Genomic DNA, 22,221 nt, shown 5'->3' with positions numbered 1-22,221 from the left:
GTGACCAATCAGCCCATCGCCCCCTTCAACAACCACCTCCCCGTCCGGATCTCGTTCGGAGAGGGTAAGTCCCACGAACTACCCGATCTACTGCGGGCATCCGGCGCCGGCCGGGTACTCGTGCTGACCGACGAGGACATCGATGCCCACAACCCCGCGGTGGCGGACCTGCTTGCCACTTTGGAGGGCTCGGGACTCGACATCACCCGGATCGACAAGCCCGCCGGTGAACCGACCATCGACATGATCGACGCGGCCACCGCCGCGATGACACGCGCGGGGGCCGAGGCCGTGGTGGCCCTCGGCGGCGGGTCGGTGATCGATACCGCAAAAGCGGCGCGGCTGTGCTACCAGAACGGGATGACCTTCGCTGAATTCCTGGATTCCACACGGGAGTTCGCCGAACCGGCAGTGCCGTTGTTCGCGGTTCCGACCACCGCGGGCACCGGCTCGGAGGTCTCCGGTGGTGCGGTGGTCTCCGACCCGGAGGCGGGCCGCAAGGCCGGCATCGCCCACCCCAACCTGCGCGCCCAATATGCCGTTGTCGACCCCGTGCTGACCTGGAGCATGCCGCCGTCGATGACGGCCAACACCGGGATCGACGCACTGGCGCAGGCCATCGCCGCGGTTGTGGCCAAGGTGCACACGCCGATCGGGGACGCGATCGCCCTCGAGGCGGTCCGGCTGATGGGCACATCGCTACTGCCCGCCTACCGTGACGGCACCGACACGGTAGCCCGGTCCAACATGGCCTGCGGGTCGATGCTGGCCGGGTTGGCAATGAACATCTCCGACTGCGCGGCCGAACACTCATTGGGGCAGGCGATCGGCGGGCTCACCGGCGTGCCCCACGGTCTCACCATCGGACTGGTGCTGGCCGAGACACTGGACCGGGAACGGCGTTTCGTGCCGCAGGCAATGGAACGGGTGGCCGACGCATGGGGACTGCCCGACGACGGCAGCGGAGACGGCAGCCGGGTGGTGGAGGCGGTGCGTTCATTGCTGGCCGATCTGGACTTCCCGGTGCTCGCCGACATCGGGCTGTCCGCATCCGATCTGGACCGGCTCACCGATCTGGCCCTGGCTGACTACTTCATCACCATGGCGCCCGAACCGTGGCAGCGATCAGAGGTTCACGACCTGTTCGCCGCGGCGCTGGGTCTGTCGGCGCGCGAGTTGACCACCGCATAGGGAGAGGAGCGAAATGCATCGCACTGCGGCTTCGGGACCCGATCCCGATGAGCGCTTCGACGTCCTGATCGTCGGGGCCGGGTTCGCCGGTCTGTACATGCTCTACCGCGCCCGCCAACTCGGCATGCGGGCCCGCATCCTGGAACGGGCCGACGACGTCGGCGGCACCTGGTACTGGAACCGCTATCCGGGTGCCCGCTGCGACATCGAGAGCATCGACTACTCGTATTCCTTCGACGAGTCGCTGACCCGGGACTGGCGGTGGAGCGAGCGCTACGCCGCGCAGCCGGAGATCCTGTCCTACATCGGACATGTCGCGGAACGCTTCGACCTGCGTGCCGATATCGAGTTCGACACCACCGTGAGATCGGCGGTATGGGAGGAGGACACCAACGAGTGGGTGCTGTCGTGTGAAACGTCCGCCGGCGGGACCCGGACCGTTCGTGCCACCTTCTGTGTGATGGCCACCGGCTGCCTGTCGGTGGCCAAGGCGCCGGACTTTCCGGGCCTGTCCGACTTCACCGGCGACTGGTATCACACCGGGCAATGGCCACACCGTCCGGTGGATTTCACCGGTCGGACGGTGGCGGTGGTCGGCACCGGATCATCTGGTATCCAAGCTATTCCGAACATCGCGCGCCAGGCCGGTCAGCTCTACGTGCTACAGCGGACCCCGAACTACAGCATGCCGGCGCAGAACCGGTCACTGGGCGAAGGTGAGCTCGAGGCGGCGGTCGTCGAGTTTGCCGAGCGGCGGCAGGTGTGCCGGGAATCCGACGCCGGGACGCCCCATCCGCCACCCACACAGGCCACTTTCGATGTCACCGAGGCCGAACGCGCGGAGCGATATGAAGAGGGCTGGCGCCGCGGCGGGATCAACTCGCTGTCTGCGGCGTTCACCGACTTCTTCACCGACGAGCAGGCCAATCTCGCGGCTCAGGAGTTCGCCCGGGGCAAGATCCGCGAGACCGTCCGTGACCCGGAAACCGCCGAGCTGCTGAGTCCGCGGCATCACATCGGCACCAAACGGACCTGCACCGACATCGGGTATTTCGAAACGTACAACCGTGACAACGTCGAGCTGGTCGATGTGCGCGCAGACCCGATCGAGAACGTCACCGACACCGGTATCCAGCTGCGCGACCGGCACATCCGCGTGGATGCCATCGTGTTCGCGATCGGTTTCGACGCGATCACCGGCGCACTGACCGATGTCGACATCCGCGGTGTCGACGGCGTTCCGCTGAGTGAGAAATGGGCGCACGGTCCGCGCACGCTGCTGGGCCTGCAGTCCGCCGGATACCCCAATCTGTTCATGGTCACCGGTCCGGGAAGCCCATCGGTGCTGAGCAACATGCTCATTTCCATCGAGCAGCACGTCGACTGGATCGCCGATTGCCTCGACCATCTGCGCAGCCACCAGCTGGACCGGATCGAGGCGACCGTGGCGGCGGAGGAGGCGTGGATGTCACATGTCGCCGAGATCGCCGCCGACACCCTGTATCCGAAGGCGCAGTCGTGGTACCTGGGCGCCAACATCCCCGGCAAGCCAAGGATTTTCATGCCTTATGTCGCCGGGTGTGGGCCATACCGGCAGGAATGCGACGCGGTGGTGGCGCGCGGGTACGCCGGATTCGTGCTGGGACACAGCGGAACGGAGCAGGTATGTCAGGGATGACCTCAACGCAGTTGCTGGCCGAACTGCGGGACCGGCAGATCACCACGGTGATCCTCGGCGGGTGTGACACCCATGGTGTCATGCGCGGCAAGCGGATCCCCGTGGCGCAGTTACCCGAATTCCTCGACCACGGCCTGCCGATCTGCGATGTGTTCTGGGTGCTGCACGTCGATGAGTCGGATCTGGTGCAGCGGCCGGCGGGACACACCGGTTACTTTCCCACCGAGCGGCAGGGGTATCCGGACATCCATGCCAAACCGGATCCGTCCACCCTGCACATCGTGCCGTGGCACGCTGATACCGCACTTTTGTTGTGCGACTGGTACCTACCCGACAACACCACGATGGTGCCGATCTCGCCGCGAGGAGTGCTGCGTCAGGTACTCGGTAAAGCCGAAGCGATGGGCTACACCCCGCTCAGCGCACTTGAGCTGGAGTTCTACCTGCTGCGCGAAAAACCGGGCACACCGCACCGCAAGCGTCCCGAGGAACTGACCCCGTTACAGGAGACGACGAGCACCTACGGAGTGGTGTTGGGGTCTCTGCAGGAGGATGTCGGGGCGCTGATCCGCAACCAGATGCTGGATTACGGCCTGCCGATCGAGGCGTGCAACCCCGAAACCGGGCCCGGCCAGTTCGAGATCACGCTGCACTACGGACCCAGCCTGAAGGCCGCTGACGATGCCTTCCTGTTCAAATCCGGGGTCAAGGAGCTGGCGGCGCAGCGCGAGTTGCTGGCCAGCTTCATGGCCAAGCCGAACAGCGAGTGGGCGGGCAACAGCTGCCATGTGCACATCAGCCTGCAGGATCTGGACGGGCGCGGAGTGTTCTTCGATCCGGCTGCGCCGGAGCAGCTTTCGCAAACCATGAGGTACTTCGCCGGGGGCATTCTGAGCACGATGCGCGAATTCAGCGCGTTGATGGCCCCCACGCCGAACTCGTACCGCCGCTACGTGCCGTACTCCTGGGCCGGGACCACCGCCACCTGGGGAGTCGACAACCGGTCGGTGGGGCTGCGCGCGATCCGGGCCGGGGAACACGGAACCCGGCTTGAGCACCGGCAGCCCGGCGGTGACGCGAATCCCTATGTCGTGACCGCGGCCACCCTCGCCGGTGGCCTGCACGGGATCAAACATGCCATCGAGCCCAGCGAACTCGTATGCGGCGATGTGTACGGGATGCCCGACGATCAGGCGGTCGCGCTGCCCGCCAACCTCGGTGAAGCGGTCGACCTGCTGGAGAACAGCGGCGTCGCCCGGGAGTGGTTCGGCGACGACTTCGTCGACCATTTTGTGGCACTGAAACGTGCCGAGCTGCAAGCCCAATCCAAAGCGGTGACCGACTGGGAGGTCGCCCGCTACCTCGAAACCATGTGAGAGGAACCAGGTCAGCATGACTGAACAGATCACCCCCGAGCCGACGCTGCGCCGGGACGCCATCGACTGGAAGCAGGTGGCGATCCTGTCGGTCGCCGGATGCGGACCCGCCTCGGTGATCGCGTTGAACTTGCAGTTCATGGGTCAATTCGCCGGATCTGCACTGGTTTTGGCGTTTCTGTTGGTGTGGCCGGGCATCCTGTTGCTGGTCAATACGTTCGCGGAGTTCTCCAAGCGGCTGCCCACCTCCGGTGGCCTGTACACCTGGAACTCCAAGGCGTGGGGCCCCAGCGTCGGATTCGTCTACGGCTGGATGTTCATCGGCGCGTACATGGTGTTCTCGGCGGCGGGTTTCGCGGTGTTCGGGGGCTGGGTCCAGCAGTGGCTGGATACGCAGTTCGGCGTGCAGGTGCCGTGGTGGGCCTTCACCTTCGCGGCGCTGGCCTACGTCTGTGTGCTGGCCTATCTGGGGATCAGCCAGTCGCTGCACGCCGCCCTCGGGCTGCTGGGCTTCGAGATGGTGGTCCTGCTGGCGTTGGCGTTGTGGATCTTCGTCACCGGACCGCAGTCGGGCAGTGGCTTCGGCACTGCACCGTTCGAGGCGTCTTCGGCCGGCGCAATGGGCTGGGGTGCGGTCGGTCTCGCGATGACCTACGCGGTGTTGTCCCACGTCGGCATCGAGGAGGGCGCGACGTTGGGTTTGGAGGTGCGTGACCCGAAACGCCATATCCCGCGCGGATTGTGGGCCGCTGCCATCGTGGTGCCTGTCTTCTACGTGGTGATCGCGTACGCAATGGTGTACGGCTACGGAATCGACCGGATGACCGAGTTCGGCGAGGATCCGGCGCCGCTGCAGACGATCGCCGAGACTTATTGGGGCAAGCTGGGGCTGACCGTGGTGGTGTTGGCCACCCTCAGCAGCATCCTGGCGTTCAGCCAGACGGCGTTCATCGCGGGTGCCCGGGTGCTCTACACCCTGGGCCGCGAGCGGGTGCTGCCGCGGCGACTCGGCGAGGTGTCGTCACGGCAGACACCGGCCGTGGCGATCGCGGTGATGGGCGTGATCTCGATGGCCCTCGGCGTGCCGCTCGCGTTCCTCGTCGGCCCGTTCAACGTGTGGGGCTACTTCGGCTTCCTGATCTCGATCGCATTCCTGGTGTCCTACATCGTCACCAATTTCGGCATGGTTCGCTACATGATCCGGATCGGCGAGTTTCGCTGGTTCCGGCATGGGGTGCTGGGGCTTGCCGGCTCCCTGGTGTTCCTGTACCCGCTGTACAAGACGGTGTGGCCGCTGCAGAGCGGGATCTACGGCGCATTGCCGTTCGTGTACCTGGCCTGGATCGCACTCGGTGTCGGGTTACTCGTGCACACGCTGCGCCGCAGGCCTGAGGTGATGGATCGGATCGGGTCGTCGCTGGCCGAGGGGGACCACCCGTAACCGCGGATCAATCGGGCGGGCAGCTGAGCTGGCGTCCGACGCCCACAGGCGGCGGGACCGGCTTCAGACAGCCCAGCGGTTCGACGCCGGAGGAGTTCAGCAGCACCCCGGACTGGTGGGCGTAGTTGACGCACACCAGTGAGGTGGCGTCGGCCCGGCACCGGTAGTCACCGAACGCCAGCGACTTGCCCTCGGTCAGTTCGGCGCCGTCGCCGTCGTTGAACGGGCCCGGATCCCCGTGCAGTGAGCCGATATCCACAGTTTCCCCGGTGAAATCCACCCAGCCGGAGATCCACTGGCCCTCCACGTCGGACGGCTTCGACGGCAGGTCGTCGGCCTTGATCAGGCACGCCAATTGACCTTCGGCGTACTTGTTGGTGGCGCAGCGAGCGGTGCCCGAAGGCGCGACGAACGCGATGCCGTCGCCGAGACTCGTGGAATGGCCGTCGCGGGTGGCGGTGTGGAAACCGGACTGATCGGCCGCGGTACCTGCCTCGACCCACTTGATCACCCGGCTCATCGGGGTGCCTGGGGCCGGTGCCGTGGTGGGCAGTGGCGAGGTCGTCGTCGTGGTGGGCGTGGTGGTCTTGGTGTGTGGGGCGCCGGCCGGCATCGACATCCGGGGCTGCGAGCTCGACTGCGACTCGTGTCCCCCTCCCGACGAGCAGGCCGCCACGAGGGCCGCCGAAAGCACAGCAGCCCCAACAGTCACAACGGTGCGCATACCCGCAAGGCTAGCGGGCGCGTGTCAGGCCCACCGCCTGTCCGCCCGCACCGGTGTAGTTCGATACGGTCGGTTCATGCACGAGCGGACTGTCCGGGCAAAGATCAGTACCGGCATCATCGAGGGATTCACGCGCGACGGCGTACATCGTTGGCGTTCGATCCCTTACGCCAAGCCTCCGGTCGGCCGGCTGCGTCTGCGGGCACCCGAACCGGCCGAGCCGTGGCCCGGTGTGCGCTACTGCCACGGGTTCGGTTACTGCGCGCCCCAGCAAAATCGCTACACGCTCGTCGGCCTGGGCAAGCACCAGCCGATGAGCGAGGACTGTCTGACGCTCAATGTGGTCGCGCCGGAGAAGCCTGACTCAGATGGTCCGCTGCCGGTGATGTTCTTCGTACACGGCGGCGGCTACATCCTGGGTAGCTCGGCAACTCCCATCTACGACGGTGCCGCGCTGGCCCGTCGCGGTTGTGTGTTCGTCTCGGTCAACTACCGGCTGGGCATGCTCGGGTGTGTCGAGCTGTCGTCGCTGGCGACGCCGGAGCATCCGATCGACGACAACCTGTTCCTGCGGGATCTGGTGTTGGCGCTGCAATGGGTACGCGACAACATCGCCGTGTTCGGCGGGGACCCCGACAACGTGACGATCTTCGGTGAGAGTGCCGGTGCGCACGCGGTCGCGACCCTGCTCGCCGTGCCCGATGCCGAGGGGTTGTTCGCCCGGGTGATCTCGGAGAGCCCGGCCAGCGGGATGGTCAGCTCCGCGGGTGCTGCCGCTCGTATCGCGGACCAGCTCTCCCAATTGGTCAGTCCCGGTGGGGGATCAGCGGCCGCAGCGCTGATGTCCGCCCGCCCGGCCGAGCTGGGCCGGGCCCTGGAAGAACAGATCATGCGCGGCCAGACCGATATGCCCGGCGCGTTTCCGGTCGGCCCGACCTTCGGTACCGAATACCTGCCGGTCGATCCGGTCACCGCAATGGCCGAGGGCAGTGCACACCGGGTCCCGTTGATCGTCGGCAACAACGCCGACGAGGGGCGGCTGTTCACCCGGTTCCTCCAGTTGCTGCCGACCAACGAGCCGATGATCGAGAAGCTGTTCGCCGGTGCCGACCCCGAGGAGCGCCGCCGGATCGTCGCGGCCTATCCGGACTATCCGAGCAGCGCGGCCTGTGTGCGGCTCGGTGGTGATTTCGCGTTCGCATCGGCCACCTGGCAGATCGCCGAGGCACACAGCCGGCACGCGCCCACCTATGTGTACCGCTACGACTACGCGCCGCGCACCCTGCACTGGGCGGGGCTGGGGGCGACGCACGCGATGGAACTGCTCGCGGTATTCGACACGTACCACACGAGTTACGGCGCGTTGCTGACGGCCGTGGGCGACCGCGCGTCGGCCCGGCGGGTCAGCCGGGACGTGCAGCGGCGATGGCGTGAGTTCAGCCGGACCGGTGAGCCGGGCCCGGGCTGGCCGGCCTATGACAGTTCCGAGCGGGCGGTTTTCGTGTTCGACCGCCGGCCACGCGTGGAGTACGACCCGCGGGCGGTGCGGCGTCAGGCCTGGGAAGGGTTCACGCTCGCCGAGCACTGAGTCGGTCGGAGTTCGGCTGATTCACTCTGGGCGATTTGCTGCACGGAATCCTCCGGTGTGGTTGCGTATTTGGTGTGGACTATCCCTTGGATCCGCTGTCCGCCGACGAGTTTCGCGCGGTGGCAGCGATATTGCGGCGTGAGCACGGGGTCGGGGAGGGCTGGCGGGTCGCCTCGGTGGAACTCGTCGAACCGTCCAAGGCCGAACTGGCGGCATTCGACGGCGGCGGCGCGGCACCGGGCCGCCGCGCGGCTGTCATCTGCCTGGACCGATCGGCGAACGCCACCTACAAGGGCGTGGTGTCGCTTACCGACGACCGGGTCGAGAACTTCGACCATGTGCCGGGAGTCCAGGCCAACTTCACCGTCGACGAGTTCATCGAGTGCGATGAGGTGCTGCGCAGGCATCCCGACGTGATCGCCGCACTCGCCAAACGCGGTATCACCGATCTGGACAACGTGTTCATGGACACCTGGACCTACGGTGACGCGGTCGCGCCGCCCGAGTACCGCGACCGTCGGATCGGCTGGTCGGACACCTGGTACAAGGATGCCCCGGGCGCCAATCCCTATGCCCACCCGGTCAGCGGTCTGCACTGCGTGATCGACATCAACACCATGGAGGTGCTGCGCGTCGAGGATGACGGCAGCTCCGAAAAGCCCGACGTGATGGGCGAATACGTACCGCACCACATCCCCGAACGGATTCGCGCGGCCTCGCGCCGGGAGCCGCTCAAGCCGCTGAACATCACCCAGCCCGATGGTCCGTCGTTCACCTTGGACGGCAACCTGCTGCGCTGGCAGAACTGGTCGTTGCGGGTCGGCTTCAACCACCGCGAGGGGATGACGCTGCACACCGTGCGGTACCGCGACGGCGAGGTGAATCGTTCGGTGGCCCATCGGATGTCGTTCGCCGAGATGGTGGTGCCGTATCGGGACTCCTCGGTCGATCACTACCGGCGGACCGCGTTCGACATCGGCGAGTGGGGTCTGGGGTTCATGACCACGTCGCTGGAGCTCGGCTGCGACTGTCTCGGTGAGATCCGTTATCTGGACGCGGTTCTGCACGACAGCACCGGCGAGCCGTACACCATCACCAATGCGATCTGCATCCACGAGGAAGACAATGCCGTGCTGTGGAAGCACGTCGACCACGATGCCGGCGCCGAGGTGCGCCGGATGCGCAGGCTGACACTGTCATTCCACGTCACCGTCGCGAACTATGAGTATCTGGTGTACTGGCGGCTGTACCAGGACGGCAACATCGAGTGTGAGGTCCGCGCCACCGGGATCATGGTCACCACACCGGTTCCGGCGGGGCGGCCGCATCCCAACGGCACGCTGGTCGACGAGCGCACCTATGCGCCGTTCCATCAGCACTTCCTGATCGCCCGGTTGGACCTGGACGTCGACGGCACCGACAACACGGTCTACATGACGGAGTCGTACGCCGAACCGATCGGTCCCGACAATCCGTACGGGCTGTCGCTGGTGGTGCGCAATCAGGCACTGCGCACCGAGCAGGAGGGCAAGCAGGACGTCAGCTTCGCCACCCAGCGGACCTGGAAGGTGGTCAACACCAACGTCGTCAACGGCCTCGGCGCTCACCCGTCCTACAAGCTGGTGCCCACCGGGGCGATCCCGGCGATGTTCGACCCGTCGTCGCCGGTGCTGCAACGCGCAAATGTCATCGCCCACACGCTGTGGGTGACCCCGAACCGGCCCGACGAACGCTGGCCGGCGGGGGAGTTCGTCAACCAGTCGGCGGCCGACTCCGGGTTGGGGGAGTGGACCAAGGCCGACCGGTCGATCGACAACACCGACGTGGTGCTCTGGTACGTGTTCGGTATCCACCACATCACCCGCCCGGAGGACTGGCCGGTGATGCCCGTGGACGTGGTGTCGTTCTGGCTCAAGCCGTTCGGCTTCTTCGACCGCAACCCGGCCCTGGACGTGCCGCCCACCCCGCCGGACTCCTGCGCGCACGGTCATGCCACGGCGGCACACCATTAGTTGACACCTGTCATATGTGACGCGGAACACTGCTAGGTTGCCTGTGTGCAACCGACTGGGACAGCCGTACTCGACCGCCCTGAAGACCTGACCTGCGACTGGCTGACCGCCGCCCTGGGCGCCGGGCCGGTCAGCGGATTCAGTTTCGAGCGGATCGGAACCGGCCAGATGAGCGAGTGTTATCGCGTCGCGCTGAGCTACACCGGGGAGGCGGACGGGCCGGCGTCGGTCGTGTTGAAGGTGGCCGCCACCGATCCGAACAGCCGCCAGACCGGGCTGGCGCTGGGACTCTACGAGCGCGAGGTGCGGTTCTACACCGACATCGCTCCCGCCCTGGCGCCCGGGCCGGTCGCGCCGTGCTATCACGCCGCGATCGATGTGCAGACCGGTGCTTTCGACCTGTTGCTCGGCGATGCCGTGCCCGCGGTAGTGGGGGACGAGATCCGCGGCGCGACAGCCGAACAGGCCGCGGTGGCGCTCACCGAGTTGGGTCGCATTCACGGGTCGAAGCCCGGCGCCGATGCGCTCGACCGAGCCGAATGGCTCAACCGTGAGGCACCGGTCAACCAGGGGTTGATCGCCGGCCTGTACGCGGCGTTCGTCGACCGCTACGCGGGCGTGATCACGCAGGAACAGCGGCACGTCTGTGAACGGCTCGTCGAGAGTTTCGATGCCTACCTGGCCGACGAGGGCGCGCCCGAGAGGCCGATGGGTCTGGTGCATGGCGACTATCGACTCGACAACATGCTGTTCGGGGACTCCGGTGCCGACCGGGACCTGACCGTGGTCGACTGGCAGACCGTCACCAGGGGACCGGCGTTCACCGACGTCGCTTACTTCATCGGCTGCGCCCTGCCCGTCGAGCAGCGCCGTGCGCACTACGACGGGCTGCTGGCGGCCTATCACGAGGCCCTCGGGCCGGACTCGGCGTTGACGCTCGATCAGGTGCGCGACGGTGTGCGCCGGCAGAGCTTCTTCGGCGTGATGATGGCGATCATCTCCTCGATGCTGGTGGAACGTACCGACCGTGGCGATGCGATGTTCATGACGATGCTCGACCGGCACTGCAGCCATGTGCTGGACACCCAGGCGCTGGATATCCTTGCGCCACTGGCGATCCCGGAGCCGCTGGTACCTGCTGTCGAGGACGAGTACCCGCATACCCCCACGGGCGAAGAACTGTGGAACGAGAGCTGGTATCTCGACTTCGCCGACGCCGACGCGGGTTTCGGTGGCTGGATCCGCCTGGGGCTGATACCCAATCAGGACACCGCGTGGGTCAATGTGCTGTTCTGCGGTCCGGGGATGCCGACCGTGGCGCTCAACGACTTTCACGCGGCACCGGCCGAACCGGCCTTGATCACGGGTGAGGGCGTCGAGCTGAGCCTGCAGCCGGGCGAGCCGCTCAAGACCTACCGGGTGACCGCTTCGGGTACCGGGCAGGCCCATGATGATCCCGCCGCGCTGCTGCGCGGTGAGGCGGGCCGGCCGGTTCCGGTGACCATGGACCTGACCTGGACCACGGTGGGAACGCCGTACCAGTACCGGATCACGCCCCGCTACGAGATTCCGTGCACCGTCTCGGGCACCGTGAGCGTCGGTGAGCAGACCTTCGAGATCAAGGCCGTCGCGGGCCAGCGCGACCACTCGTGGGGTGTGCGGGACTGGTGGTCGATGAACTGGGTGTGGAGTGCGATCCATCTCGACGACGGCACCCATCTGCACGGCGTGGACATCCGGATCCCCGGGATGCCGCCGATCGGTATCGGCTATTCGCAGCGCGCGGGCGAACCGCTCGTCGAATTGCAGTCGGTGACAGCGCAATACACGCTCGGCGACGACGATCTGCCGGTGTCGACGACGCTGACCCTGCAACCGGGTGACATCGAGGCGAGCATCGACATCCAGGGCCATGCGCCGGTGTTGCTGGTGGCCGCGGACGGACGGGTCAGCCAGTTCCCGCGCGCCTGGGCGAAGGTACGCACCACCGATGGGCGCACCGGTATCGGGTGGCTGGAGTGGAACCGCAACGTCAGCTCACCCGAAAACGCTTGAGCCGCGCAGTCGCCCCGGAGATCAACTCCACGCGGCTGCGCGGCACACCCAGATGCTGGGCAAGCAATTTGGTGACGGCGTCGTTGGCCTTGCCGTCGACGGCGCGTTCCTGAACGTAGATGGTGAGCGCGCCGTCGTCAGCGACCTCGACCAGCGGGCCCTTGCGGCTGCCGGGCTTGACGCGGACGACGACGGTTTCGCTCACACCGTCATTTTCTACCGCGCGACGATCACCGAGGAGCCGTGGCCGAACAGGCCCTGGTTCGCGGTCACGCCGACCTTTGCGCCCTCGACCTGACGGCCGGTGGCCTGACCCTTGAGCTGCCAGGTCAACTCGCAGACCTGCGCGATGGCCTGGGCCGGGATGGCCTCGCCGAAGCAGGCCAGACCGCCGGACGCGTTCACCGGGACACGGCCGCCGATGGTCGTCGCACCGGAACGCAGCAGCTGCTCACCTTCACCCTTGGCGCACAGGCCCAGGTGCTCGTACCAGTCGAGTTCCAGTGCGGTGGACAGGTCGTACACCTCGGCCAGGCTGACGTCCTCGGGGCCGATGCCGGCCTCGGCGTACGCCGCGTCGAGGATCTGATCCTTGAACACGCGCTCCGGTGCGGGCACCACGGCGGTGGAATCCGTTGCGATGTCCGGCAATTCGGGCAGGTGCTGCGGGTAGCGCGGCGTCACGGTGGAGATCGCGCGCACCGACGGCACACCCTCCAGCGAGCCCAGGTGCTTCTCGGCGAACGACTTGCTGGCCACGATCAGCGCGGCCGCACCGTCGGAGGTGGCGCAGATGTCGAGCTGGCGCAGCGGGTCGGACACCACCGGGCTGGCCAGCACGTCCTCGATCGAGGATTCCTTGTGGTAGCGGGCATTCGGGTTCTGCAGGCCGTGCCGGGAGTTCTTCACCTTCACCTGGGCGAAGTCCTCGGCGGTGGCACCGTAGAGGTCCATCCGGCGGCGGGCCAGCAGTGCGAAGTACACCGGGTTCATCGCGCCGAGCAGGTGGAATCGCTGCCAGTCCGGATCGTTCTTGCGCTCGCCGCCGACGGGCGCGAATGCACCCTTGGGCGTGGTGTCTGCGCCGATCACCAGCGCGACATCGCAGAAGCCGGCCAGGATCTGGGCGCGGGCGCTCTGCAGCGCCTGTGAACCCGATGCGCAGGCCGCGTAGCTCGACGAGACCGGCACACCGTTCCAGCCCAGTTTCTGGGCGAAGGTCGACCCGGCGATGAAGCCCGGGTAGCCGTTGCGGATGGTGTCGGCGCCGGCGATGAACTGGATCTGCTGCGCGTTCAGGCCGGCTTCGGCCAGGGCCGCGCGGGCGGCGACAACGCCGTACTCGGTGAAGTCGCGTCCCCACTTGCCCCACGGGTGCATGCCCGCGCCGAGGATGTACAGCGGTTCGGGAGTGCTCATGCGATCCTCCAGGCGTGGGTGGTGCGCTCGACGCCCTCGTCGTCGGTGTAGAGCGTCATGGTGGTCAGCTCCATCTCCATACCGACCTTGAGATCGGCGGCGAGGGTGCCTTCGACGACCTTGCCGAGCACGATCAGGCCTTCTTCGGCCAGTTCCACCGCGGCGATCGCGAACGGCTCGAACGGGTCGGTCTTGGGGTACGGCGACGGTGGGAGGTACCGGTTCTCGGTGTAGCTCCACACCTTCCCGCGGCGGGACAGCGGAACCAGGTCAAGGGTGTCGCTGTCGCAGGCCGGGTTGGGGCAGTTGTTCTCGCGCGGCGGGAAGACGTACGTGGCGCACTGGGTGCACTTGCCGCCGATCAGGTGGGTGGCACCGGCGTCGTCGGTGGCGAACCACCCGTCGATCGCGGGTTGCGAAGATGCTGCTGGCACGCGGCCAGCCTAAACGATCAAGACCGCAGAACTGAAACGTGTTGCAGTTTTGTCCCGCGGACCAAGATAATGGGTTGAAGAGTACGAAACGGTTTCGTACTCTTCGGACCATGGTTCGAGGTATGGAGCGTGAGCGGGCCGTGTTGGCCGCGACGGCCGAGTTACTGGTGGAACGGGGATACCAGGCATTGACGATCGATGCCGTGGCCGCGCGGGCCGGCGCCAGCAAGGCGACGATCTACCGCCGGTGGCCGAACAAGGCCCAGCTGGTCCGCGCGACCTTGGACGCCGCGGATGCCGCACGCAATGCGTCCGTACCCGATACCGGGGAGACGCGCAGTGATCTGTTCGCGGTGATGGACGCCGTCGCGGCGAACGTGGCCGACCCGCTGACCCGGGTCACCGCGGAACTCGCGACGCTCATGCGGCACGACGATCAGCTGGCCGAGGCCATCCGCGAACACCTCGACAATGAGGAGCTCTCGCCGTTCCACGATGCGCTGCAACGGGCCATCGCCCGGGGCGAGATTGCCGCCGACGCCGATGTCGAGCTCATCCACGATGTGGCCGAGGCGATGATCCTCCGCCAGGTCCACCTCGACCTGCCGGTCGACACGGCGTTCAGTGCGCGGCTGATCGATGATGTGCTGCTGGTTCTGCTCGGAGGTCCCCGGAAATGACGGTCGTGATCGCAGGCGCCGGGCCGACCGGACTGACCCTGGCCATCGAACTGGCCCGGCGTGGCGTGCCCTGCCGGGTGCTGGACAAGGCCGCGATGTTGTTCCCCGGTTCCCGCGGCAAAGGGCTGCAGCCGCGCACGTTGGAGGTCTTCGACGACCTCGGCGTGATCGGTGCCGTGCTGGCCGCCGGTGAGCCCTTTCCGCCGATGCGGCTGTACCGCGGCGCGGATGTGGTGTGGGAGAGACCGATCTACGACCTGCTCGGACTGCCCGAGTTGGAACCCACGCCGGCGGTGCCGTACCCGTACACCTGGCTGATTCCGCAGTGGCGCACGGATCAGATCCTGGCGGCGCGTTTCGCCGAACTCGGCGGGACCATCGAGTTCGACACCGAGGTAACGGGTTTCACGCAGGTCGATGACGGTGTCACGGTGCATACGCGGAGAGGATCGATCGACGCCGACTACCTGGTCGGCGCCGACGGCGGCCGCAGCACCGTCCGCAAGGCGTCCGGGGTCGACTTCCTCGGCGGTGCCCTCACCGAGGAACAGATCATCGTGGGTGACGTGCGGGCCCGCGGCCTCGATGGCCGGTGCTGTCACCTGCTGACCCGGGACGGCGACCTGTCCACGCGGTTCTCGCTGTGGAACCTGCCGGGCAGTGAGCATTACCAACTGGTGGTGACGATTGCGCCCGGCGTGGAGATTCCCGTGCTGACCCTCGACGGCATGCAGGAAGTGCTGCAGCACAGGTCGGGCCGCCGGGACGTGACACTCTCGGATCTGCGGTGGATCTCGCTGTACCGGGTGAATCTGCTTATGGCCCAACGCTTCCGGATGGGGCGGGTGTTCCTGGCCGGAGATGCCGCCCATGTGCATTCGCCGGCCGGGGGACAGGGCGTCAACACCGGGGTACAGGATGCCTATAACCTCGGCTGGAAACTGGCCGCCGTATCGGCCGGAGCGCCCGACGCCCTGTTGGACAGCTATGAGGCGGAGCGCCTGCCCGTCGCCGCCGAGGTGCTGCACCTCAGTGGTCTGTTGCACCGCCAGGGTTTCGGTGCAACCGGGCCTGCGCCGGCGGCCATCCACCAGTTGGACATCAACTACCGGGGAGGCCCGCTCGCGGTCGACACTGATCCGACCGGTGCGTTGCGGGCCGGCGACCGGGCGCCTGACGGTCTGCTGCCGGACGGCCGCAGACTGTTCGACGTCTTCCGCGGCCCGCACTGGACCGTGGTGCAATTCGGCACCGAGCCGGTCGATTTCGGGATTCCGCAGGTGAGTGTTGGGCCCAACCCCGACTACGACGTACCCGTCGGCTCCTACGTCCTGGTTCGGCCCGATGGCTACATCGCGGCGATCAGCACCCGGCCTGAAGTCATCCGCGATCAACTCGGCCAGGCTGGGGGATGCGAGCTGCTTCGAGCAGGATGCGGACGAGATCACTGTGGTTGTCGCGCATGAGGTTGTGTGCCCCGTGGAGCGAATGTGTAGTCCACGCCGGGTCGGCCCGCAGCCGCTCGTAGGTCGGCGTGAAGGGCGATTCGGTCGGCCAGCGCTGCGCGTAGACGAACGTCCGACGGATGTCCGGCGGTGCGCTGCCGAGCCGGATCGGCTGCATCAGCGACGCGAGCGGATGTGCCGTGGCACGGTTGTCGAAGAACGGCAGCGGCGGTAGTCCGTAGCCAGTGGCATCGACGCCGGCGTACCACCGGCGCTGCTCGTCGGTGGTCAGGGTCCAGCAGGAGTCGCCGTCGCGCGGCACGAACGCGTCCAGATACACCAGCGAATCAACCTGCTCCGGAATACGATCCGCGACGGCGGTGATCACCATGCCGCCGTAGCTGTGTCCGGCGAGAACCGCATGGGTCACCTGCTGGGCCTGCATTTCCGCGATCACATCGGTGATATGGGTTTCCAGGTTGACCCCGGTGTGGGCCAGGTGGGCGCGCTCGGCCACCCCGGTCAGCGTCGGTGTCAACACCCGGTGGCCTTCGGCGCGCAGCGCGGCGGCGAGGTCGTCGAAGCACCAACCGCCGTGGCACGCACCCGGTATCAGGATGAAGGTGGTCATCGGGAACTCCTGTCTGCGAGGGTGTTCCGTCGGTAGTCGGCGGTGACGCGGGCCAGATCCTGTGGATCGCCGGCATGCATCGTGCGATTGGCGTGGACGACGGCCGTGGTCTCCTGGATGCGCCGGGACTCATAGCCGGCGACGCCGCGACCGGCGGCCAGCTCGTCGGCGAGGGCGCGTGCGTCGAGGATGGCCTGTGAGCCGCCGTTGGCGCCGACGGGATACATCGGATGCGCCGCGTCGCCCAGCAACGTGACGCGTCGAGTGCCCCAGTGGGACAACGGCTCCCGGTCGACCATCGGATACTCGAACACTGCCTCGGATCGGCCCACGAGTTCGGCCGGGTCCAGCCAGTCCAGGTGCCAGCCGGACATGCGGGCCGCCACCGCCGCGGGATCGACCCGGGCGTTCCAGTTCGCGTCCCCGGGAAGCGGGCCCGGCGTCGTCTCGGTGACCTGCAGTACCCAGTTGACCTGATCGCCGCCGATCGGGTAGGTGACCAGCTCGACCCCGTCGGGCCCTTTGACGATGGCCATCGTGCGGCCGTCGAGAAACGGCCGAATACCGCTGGCGCCCCGGAACATCCGAACCCCCGACCAGGCCAGCGGGTCGGGGCCGGGATGCAATTGCCGGCGCACCGTCGAGTGCACCCCGTCGGCGCCGACGAACACCTCGGCGGTGAACTCGCCGACGCGGGTGGCCACCCGAACCCGGTCGTCGGATTCCTCGAAATCGGTGACGGCTGCGCCGGTGTGCACCGCGTCGGGGCCCAGCCGGGACCGGACCGCTTCGAGCAGCAGCATCTGCAGCCGGCCTCGGTGCACCGAGCACTGCGGGTAGCCGTATCCGCCTTCGATGCCGCGGGGCTCACGGAACAGCAGAGCGCCGTCGGAGCGGTAGAAATCGATGGCGGCCGGGGTGGCCGAGATGGCCAGCAGGGCCTCACCGAGGCCGAGGTCGGTCAGTTCGCGTACCGCGTGCGGCAGCAGGTTGATGCCCACGCCGAGGGCTCGCAGTTCGTGTGCGCTTTCCAGGATCTGGGCGCGAAAACCTCTGGCGTGCAGGGTGAGTGCGGTGGTCAGGCCGCCGATGCCGGCGCCGGCGATGACGATCGGTCGTGTGGACATGACTCCAGCCTCGTCAGCGCCAAACCATAAGTCCAATACATAGTCAGTCCACAAACTATTGTGATTCCTTATGGAATTGCGCCAGCTCGAATACTTCGTCGCGGTGGCCGAGGAAGCCAACTTCACCCGCGCGGCCGAGCGGGTGCATGTTGCGCAACCCGCCGTCAGCGCCCAGATTCGCCACCTCGAGCGCGAACTCGGTCAGCCACTGTTCGATCGCAGCCGACGTGCGGTCCGGCTGACCGCCGCCGGTGAAGCCGTGCTGCCCCACGCCCGGGCAGCGCTGGCCGCCGTCGCCGACGCCCGTACCGCAGTCGACGAACTCGGCGAGTTGGTGCGGGGCTCGGTGGTGGTGGGCACCGTGACGGCCCACGACTTCGACATGGCGGGCCTGCTCGCTCAGTTCCACGCGGCGTACCCACTGGTCGACATTACGTTGACCACCGATGAGTCTGACGCGCTGCTGGACGGCCTGCATTCGGGACGCCTCGATGCAGTCATCGTGTCGGTGGGTGCCGAACTGCCCGCCGAGTTGGCCGCCGAGGTGGTGACCGATCAGCGCATCGTCGCCGCGGTGGCGGATGCCCATCCGTGGCGTCGACGACGCACCGTCACGCTGCGCGATCTCGCGGACCATCCGGTCATCGCCCTGCCGAGCGGCGCCGGGATCCGCCACCAGTTCGACCGGGCCTGCCGCGCGGCCGGGGTGGCGGCGCGCGTCGCGTTCGAGGCGAGTACCCCGAACGCGTTGGCTGAACTCGCCGAACGTGGGCTCGGCGTGGCGGTGTTACCGGAATCGGTGGCTGTCACCCGTGCCGCGCTGCACCCATTGCCAATCACGCCTGAGCTGCGCGGCCGGTTGGTGTTCGCGTGGCGTGCGCAGGGACCGATGAATCCGGCCGCCAGGGTCTTGATCGAGATGGCTCGTCGCCGTCTGCGCGTCAGTGGCCCCGCATAGAGTGAGGGCCGTGAGCCCCGCGAAGACCGAGACGAAGAACGCGCCGAACCCCACCGCCGATGACAAACCCACACTGATGCTGCTGGATGGCAATTCGTTGGCTTTCCGGGCGTTCTACGCGTTGCCCGCCGAGAACTTCAAGACGCAGGGCGGGCTGACCACCAACGCGGTCTACGGGTTCACCTCGATGTTGATCAACCTGCTGCGGGATGAGCAGCCCAGCCATGTGGCAGCCGCGTTCGACGTGTCGCGCCAGACCTTCCGCAAGGAGAAGTACCCGGAGTACAAGGAGGGCCGGTCCGCGACTCCCGACGAGTTCCGCGGTCAGATCGACATCACCAAAGAGGTCCTCGGCGCGCTGGGCATCACGGCGCTCGCCGAACCCGGCTTCGAGGCCGACGACATCATCGCCACGCTGGCCACGCAGGCCGAGCAGGAGGGCTACCGGGTGCTGGTGGTCACCGGCGACCGTGACTCGCTGCAGTTGGTCAGCGACAACGTCACCGTGCTCTACCCGCGCAAGGGGGTCAGCGAGCTGACCCGGTTCACCCCGGACGCAGTGGTGGAGAAGTATGGGCTGACGCCGACGCAGTATCCGGATTTCGCGGCCCTGCGTGGGGACCCGAGTGACAACCTGCCCGGCATTCCGGGGGTCGGGGAGAAGACCGCGACGAAGTGGATCGTCGAGTACGGCTCGCTGCAGGAGCTCGTCGACAACGTCGAGAAGGTCAAGGGCAAGGTGGGTGACTCGCTGCGGGCCAACCTGTCCGGCGTGGTGCTCAACCGTGAGCTCACCGAGTTGGTCAAAGATGTACCGCTGGCCCAGACGCCGGACACGTTGCGGATGCAACCCTGGAACCGCGACCAGATCCACCGGCTGTTCGACGATCTGGAATTCCGCGTGCTGCGTGACCGGCTGTTCGAGACGCTGGTCGCCTCAGAGCCCGAGGTCGAGCACGGGTTCGACGTGCGTGGCCGGGCATTGGAGCCCGGTGAGCTGGCCGCGTGGCTCGCCGAGCACAGTCTGGGCAACCGGTTCGGACTGGCGGTGGTCGGCACGCATCTGGCCTACGACGCCGACGCCACCGCGCTGGCCATCGTGGCGGGCGACGGCGACGGGCGCTACATCGACACCGCCACGCTGACGCCGGAGGACGAGGAGGCGCTGGCGCGGTGGCTGGGTGATCCCGGCCCGCCGAAGGCGCTGCACGAGGCCAAACTCGCCATGCACGATCTGGCCGGGCGGGGCTGGACGCTGCGCGGGGTCACTTCCGACACGGCGCTGGCGGCCTACCTGGTGCGGCCCGGGCAGCGCAGTTTCGCGCTCGACGACCTGGCGGTGCGCTACCTGCGTCGCGAGTTGCGTGCCGAAGCGGCTGAGCAGCAACAGCTTTCATTGTTGGACGATTCCGACGGGGTCGATGAGCAAGCGGTGCAGACGCTGATCCTGCGCGCCTGCGCGGTGCTGGATCTCGCCGAGGCGCTGGACGAGGAACTGGCCCGCATCGACTCGTCGTCCCTGCTGGGCCGGATGGAACTGCCGGTGCAGCGGGCGCTGGCCGAGATGGAGTCGATCGGCATCGCCGTCGACCTGGACAAACTGCAGGAGCTGCAGAGCGAGTTCGCCGACCAGATCCGCGACGCCGCCGAGGCCGCCTATGCGGTGATCGGCAAGCAGATCAACCTCGGGTCGCCCAAGCAGTTGCAGGCGGTGTTGTTCGACGAGCTCGAGATGCCCAAGACCAAGCGCACCAAGACGGGTTACACCACCGACGCCGATGCGCTGCAGTCACTGTTCGACAAGACCGGGCATCCGTTCCTGCAGCATCTGCTGGCACACCGTGATGCCACCCGGCTCAAGGTCACCGTCGACGGCTTGCTCAACGCGGTGGCGTCCGACGGGCGGATTCACACCACCTTCAACCAGACGATCGCGGCGACCGGCCGGCTGTCCTCGACCGAACCGAACCTGCAGAACATCCCGATTCGCACCGAGGCGGGCCGCCGCATCCGCGACACGTTTGTCGTCGGGGCCGGGCCGGACGGGCCGTATGCCGAGCTGATGACCGCCGACTACAGCCAGATCGAGATGCGGATCATGGCGCACCTGTCGAGAGACGAAGGCCTGATCGAGGCGTTCAACACCGGTGAGGACCTGCACTCGTTCGTGGCGTCGCGGGCGTTCTCGGTGCCGATCGACGAGGTGACCCCGGAGCTGCGCCGGCGGGTGAAGGCGATGTCATACGGTCTGGCCTACGGGTTGAGCGCCTATGGGCTCGCCAGCCAGCTCAAGATCTCCACCGAAGAGGCCAAGGTGCAGATGGAGCAGTACTTCGACCGGTTCGGCGGGGTGCGCGACTATCTCCGTGATGTGGTCGATCAGGCTCGCAAGGACGGGTTCACCTCGACCGTGCTGGGCCGTCGCCGCTACCTGCCCGAGCTGGACAGCACCAACCGCAACGTGCGCGAGGCCGCCGAACGGGCCGCACTCAACGCACCCATTCAGGGCAGTGCCGCCGACATCATCAAGGTGGCGATGATCAACGTCGACGCCGCGATGAAAGAGGCGGGGCTCAAGTCGCGGATGCTCCTGCAGGTTCACGACGAGCTGTTGTTCGAGGTGGCCGATGGCGAGCGCGAGACCTTGGAGGCCCTGGTCCGCGAGCACATGGGCAACGCCTATCCGCTGGACGTGCCGTTGGAGGTGTCGGTCGGGTACGGCCGGAGCTGGGACGCCGCGGCACACTAGCCGCCCTACGGAGGGGTCAGCCGACGGCTAGCCGGCGTCGGCGCCCAGCCCCACGCCCAGCGCCACCAGCGCGGCCCCCATCACGCGTTCGATTCGGCGACGAATATGGGCGCGATTCAGGACGTCGCGTGCGCGATGGGCGGCCAGCACGACGCCGACGCACCACGTGGTGTCCACTACCAACTGGATGACCGCGAGCACCAGCAATGTCGGCAGCACGGGGCCGCTGGTCGGCAGAAACTGGGGGAGCACCACGATGCCGAAGGCCGCCGCCTTTGGGTTGGCGGCGATGGACACCAGTGCCGCGCGAAACGCCGCTGCGGGGGTCCGTCCGCGGGGTGGCAGCGCCACTTCGACGTCGCCGGCACCTTTGGCGCTGCGCCAGGCGCTGATGCCCAGCCAGACCAGGACGGCGGCTCCGATGATGTGCAGCGCCAGTGACAGCATCCGGTTGGCCGTCAGCAGCATCGACAGTCCGCCGCCACCGGCCAGCGTCCATCCGCAGATACCGATCTCGTTGCCCACGACCGCCGCCAGCCCCGCCGTACGGCCGTCCCGCACCGAGCGGTGCAGGAACAGCACCGTCGCCGGTCCGGGCAGCGCGGCGAGAATCACCGCAGCGATCAAGAACGCCGGCAGGACGTCGAGAATGTGGGCGAGCATGCATGGAGTATCGCTGACCAGTGCAAATCGATATCGTCGCGTGCTCGACG

Annotated in this window: 18 protein-coding genes; 11 read left to right on the top strand and 7 right to left on the bottom strand. The window is 67.2% G+C overall.

The window, feature by feature from the left end; all coding sequences use genetic code 11:
* The 4 genes from EYZ64_RS18455 to EYZ64_RS18440 are packed head-to-tail and all read left to right on the top strand — an operon-like array spanning position 1 to position 5,686.
* Positions 1–1,191: an iron-containing alcohol dehydrogenase family protein gene (locus tag EYZ64_RS18455; RefSeq protein WP_135455481.1), complete on the top strand. Its 1,191-nt coding sequence runs from the start codon at positions 1–3 to the stop codon at positions 1,189–1,191.
* A 13-nt stretch (positions 1,192–1,204) separates the two neighbouring features.
* Positions 1,205–2,869, top strand: coding sequence for a flavin-containing monooxygenase (locus EYZ64_RS18450; RefSeq protein ID WP_135455479.1), 1,665 nt, complete (start codon positions 1,205–1,207; stop codon positions 2,867–2,869).
* Positions 2,857–4,245, top strand: a complete 1,389-nt coding sequence (locus EYZ64_RS18445) for a glutamine synthetase family protein (RefSeq protein ID WP_135455477.1) — start codon at positions 2,857–2,859, stop codon at positions 4,243–4,245. The genes EYZ64_RS18450 and EYZ64_RS18445 overlap by 13 nt, the downstream gene beginning before the upstream one ends.
* Before the next feature lie 16 nt (positions 4,246–4,261).
* On the top strand, positions 4,262–5,686 hold the full coding sequence (locus EYZ64_RS18440; RefSeq protein ID WP_135455475.1) for an APC family permease: 1,425 nt from the start codon (positions 4,262–4,264) through the stop codon (positions 5,684–5,686).
* Between the two features lie 7 nt (positions 5,687–5,693).
* Here EYZ64_RS18440 and EYZ64_RS18435 read toward each other — a convergent pair whose 3' ends face one another.
* Positions 5,694–6,410: a hypothetical protein gene (locus tag EYZ64_RS18435; RefSeq protein WP_167857875.1), complete on the bottom strand. Its 717-nt coding sequence runs from the start codon at positions 6,408–6,410 to the stop codon at positions 5,694–5,696.
* Positions 6,411–6,486: 76 nt separating this feature from the next.
* On the opposite strand from EYZ64_RS18435, the gene EYZ64_RS18430 reads away from it, so the two are divergent.
* The 3 genes from EYZ64_RS18430 (at position 6,487) to EYZ64_RS18420 (ending at position 12,065) form a co-directional block, all read left to right on the top strand.
* A complete protein-coding gene (locus EYZ64_RS18430; protein ID WP_135455473.1) occupies positions 6,487–7,998 on the top strand; it encodes a carboxylesterase/lipase family protein in 1,512 nt (503 codons plus the stop codon).
* Positions 7,999–8,072: 74 nt separating this feature from the next.
* Positions 8,073–10,010 (top strand): primary-amine oxidase, encoded by a 1,938-nt coding sequence (locus EYZ64_RS18425; protein ID WP_135455471.1) that lies wholly within the window; start codon positions 8,073–8,075, stop codon positions 10,008–10,010.
* 45 nt (positions 10,011–10,055) lie between these two features.
* A complete protein-coding gene (locus tag EYZ64_RS18420) occupies positions 10,056–12,065 on the top strand; it encodes a DUF7064 domain-containing protein (RefSeq protein ID WP_135455469.1) in 2,010 nt (669 codons plus the stop codon).
* Here EYZ64_RS18420 and EYZ64_RS18415 read toward each other — a convergent pair.
* From EYZ64_RS18415 to EYZ64_RS18405, 3 genes are read right to left on the bottom strand one after another with little or no spacing between them, the layout of a single operon-like run.
* On the bottom strand, positions 12,043–12,270 hold the full coding sequence (locus tag EYZ64_RS18415; RefSeq protein ID WP_044524007.1) for a DUF167 domain-containing protein: 228 nt from the start codon (positions 12,268–12,270) through the stop codon (positions 12,043–12,045). The two genes, EYZ64_RS18420 and EYZ64_RS18415, sit on opposite strands and share 23 nt — an antisense overlap.
* A gap of 11 nt (positions 12,271–12,281) precedes the next feature.
* A complete protein-coding gene (locus tag EYZ64_RS18410; protein ID WP_135455467.1) occupies positions 12,282–13,484 on the bottom strand; it encodes a lipid-transfer protein in 1,203 nt (400 codons plus the stop codon).
* Positions 13,481–13,918 carry a Zn-ribbon domain-containing OB-fold protein gene (locus EYZ64_RS18405; RefSeq protein ID WP_135455465.1) on the bottom strand — a complete coding sequence of 146 codons (438 nt, stop codon included), beginning with the start codon at positions 13,916–13,918 and terminating at the stop codon, positions 13,481–13,483. Before EYZ64_RS18405 ends, EYZ64_RS18410 begins: the two co-directional genes overlap by 4 nt.
* A gap of 110 nt (positions 13,919–14,028) precedes the next feature.
* Between EYZ64_RS18405 and EYZ64_RS18400 the strand changes: the two genes are divergently transcribed.
* Together EYZ64_RS18400 and EYZ64_RS18395 are read left to right on the top strand one after the other, a co-directional pair.
* Positions 14,029–14,598 (top strand): TetR/AcrR family transcriptional regulator, encoded by a 570-nt coding sequence (locus EYZ64_RS18400; protein WP_135455463.1) that lies wholly within the window; start codon positions 14,029–14,031, stop codon positions 14,596–14,598.
* Complete coding sequence (locus EYZ64_RS18395; protein ID WP_135455461.1) at positions 14,595–16,064, top strand: FAD-dependent monooxygenase; 1,470 nt, start codon at positions 14,595–14,597, stop codon at positions 16,062–16,064. Before EYZ64_RS18400 ends, EYZ64_RS18395 begins: the two co-directional genes overlap by 4 nt.
* Here the strand turns inward: EYZ64_RS18395 and EYZ64_RS18390 are convergent.
* Positions 15,979–16,674 carry an alpha/beta fold hydrolase gene (locus tag EYZ64_RS18390; RefSeq protein WP_135455459.1) on the bottom strand — a complete coding sequence of 232 codons (696 nt, stop codon included), beginning with the start codon at positions 16,672–16,674 and terminating at the stop codon, positions 15,979–15,981. The two genes, EYZ64_RS18395 and EYZ64_RS18390, sit on opposite strands and share 86 nt — an antisense overlap.
* Positions 16,671–17,801: an FAD-dependent monooxygenase gene (locus EYZ64_RS18385; RefSeq protein ID WP_135455457.1), complete on the bottom strand. Its 1,131-nt coding sequence runs from the start codon at positions 17,799–17,801 to the stop codon at positions 16,671–16,673. The genes EYZ64_RS18390 and EYZ64_RS18385 overlap by 4 nt, the downstream gene beginning before the upstream one ends.
* Before the next feature lie 70 nt (positions 17,802–17,871).
* Here EYZ64_RS18385 and EYZ64_RS18380 point away from each other — a divergent pair, with 70 nt between their 5' ends.
* Both EYZ64_RS18380 and polA read left to right on the top strand, forming a co-directional pair.
* The gene (locus EYZ64_RS18380; protein ID WP_135455455.1) at positions 17,872–18,759 is read left to right on the top strand and encodes a LysR family transcriptional regulator; all 888 of its coding nucleotides are present in this window, start codon (positions 17,872–17,874) and stop codon (positions 18,757–18,759) included.
* Between the two features lie 76 nt (positions 18,760–18,835).
* Positions 18,836–21,508, top strand: a complete 2,673-nt coding sequence (gene polA, locus EYZ64_RS18375; protein ID WP_210115672.1) for a DNA polymerase I — start codon at positions 18,836–18,838, stop codon at positions 21,506–21,508.
* A gap of 27 nt (positions 21,509–21,535) precedes the next feature.
* On the opposite strand, the gene EYZ64_RS18370 is transcribed toward polA, so the two are convergent.
* A complete protein-coding gene (locus tag EYZ64_RS18370; protein WP_135455451.1) occupies positions 21,536–22,171 on the bottom strand; it encodes a LysE family translocator in 636 nt (211 codons plus the stop codon).
* Positions 22,172–22,221 lie beyond the last annotated feature (50 nt).

Origin of the sequence: Mycobacterium sp. DL99, from assembly GCF_004762045.1 — a bacterium.
In the GTDB taxonomy this organism is placed as follows: domain Bacteria; phylum Actinomycetota; class Actinomycetes; order Mycobacteriales; family Mycobacteriaceae; genus Mycobacterium.
This window is presented reverse-complemented; position numbering and strand designations above follow the sequence as displayed.

Coding starts and splice junctions, on each gene's coding strand:
- EYZ64_RS18395 (WP_135455461.1), top strand. CDS start 14,595: ATGACGGTCGTGATCGCAGGCGCCGGGCCGACCGGACTGACCCTGGCC.
- EYZ64_RS18390 (WP_135455459.1), bottom strand. CDS start 16,674: ATGACCACCTTCATCCTGATACCGGGTGCGTGCCACGGCGGTTGGTGC.
- EYZ64_RS18435 (WP_167857875.1), bottom strand. CDS start 6,410: ATGCGCACCGTTGTGACTGTTGGGGCTGCTGTGCTTTCGGCGGCCCTC.
- EYZ64_RS18385 (WP_135455457.1), bottom strand. CDS start 17,801: ATGTCCACACGACCGATCGTCATCGCCGGCGCCGGCATCGGCGGCCTG.
- polA (WP_210115672.1), top strand. CDS start 18,836: ATGCTGCTGGATGGCAATTCGTTGGCTTTCCGGGCGTTCTACGCGTTG.
- EYZ64_RS18440 (WP_135455475.1), top strand. CDS start 4,262: ATGACTGAACAGATCACCCCCGAGCCGACGCTGCGCCGGGACGCCATC.
- EYZ64_RS18445 (WP_135455477.1), top strand. CDS start 2,857: ATGTCAGGGATGACCTCAACGCAGTTGCTGGCCGAACTGCGGGACCGG.
- EYZ64_RS18370 (WP_135455451.1), bottom strand. CDS start 22,171: ATGCTCGCCCACATTCTCGACGTCCTGCCGGCGTTCTTGATCGCTGCG.
- EYZ64_RS18410 (WP_135455467.1), bottom strand. CDS start 13,484: ATGAGCACTCCCGAACCGCTGTACATCCTCGGCGCGGGCATGCACCCG.
- EYZ64_RS18400 (WP_135455463.1), top strand. CDS start 14,029: ATGGTTCGAGGTATGGAGCGTGAGCGGGCCGTGTTGGCCGCGACGGCC.
- EYZ64_RS18430 (WP_135455473.1), top strand. CDS start 6,487: ATGCACGAGCGGACTGTCCGGGCAAAGATCAGTACCGGCATCATCGAG.
- EYZ64_RS18380 (WP_135455455.1), top strand. CDS start 17,872: ATGGAATTGCGCCAGCTCGAATACTTCGTCGCGGTGGCCGAGGAAGCC.
- EYZ64_RS18450 (WP_135455479.1), top strand. CDS start 1,205: ATGCATCGCACTGCGGCTTCGGGACCCGATCCCGATGAGCGCTTCGAC.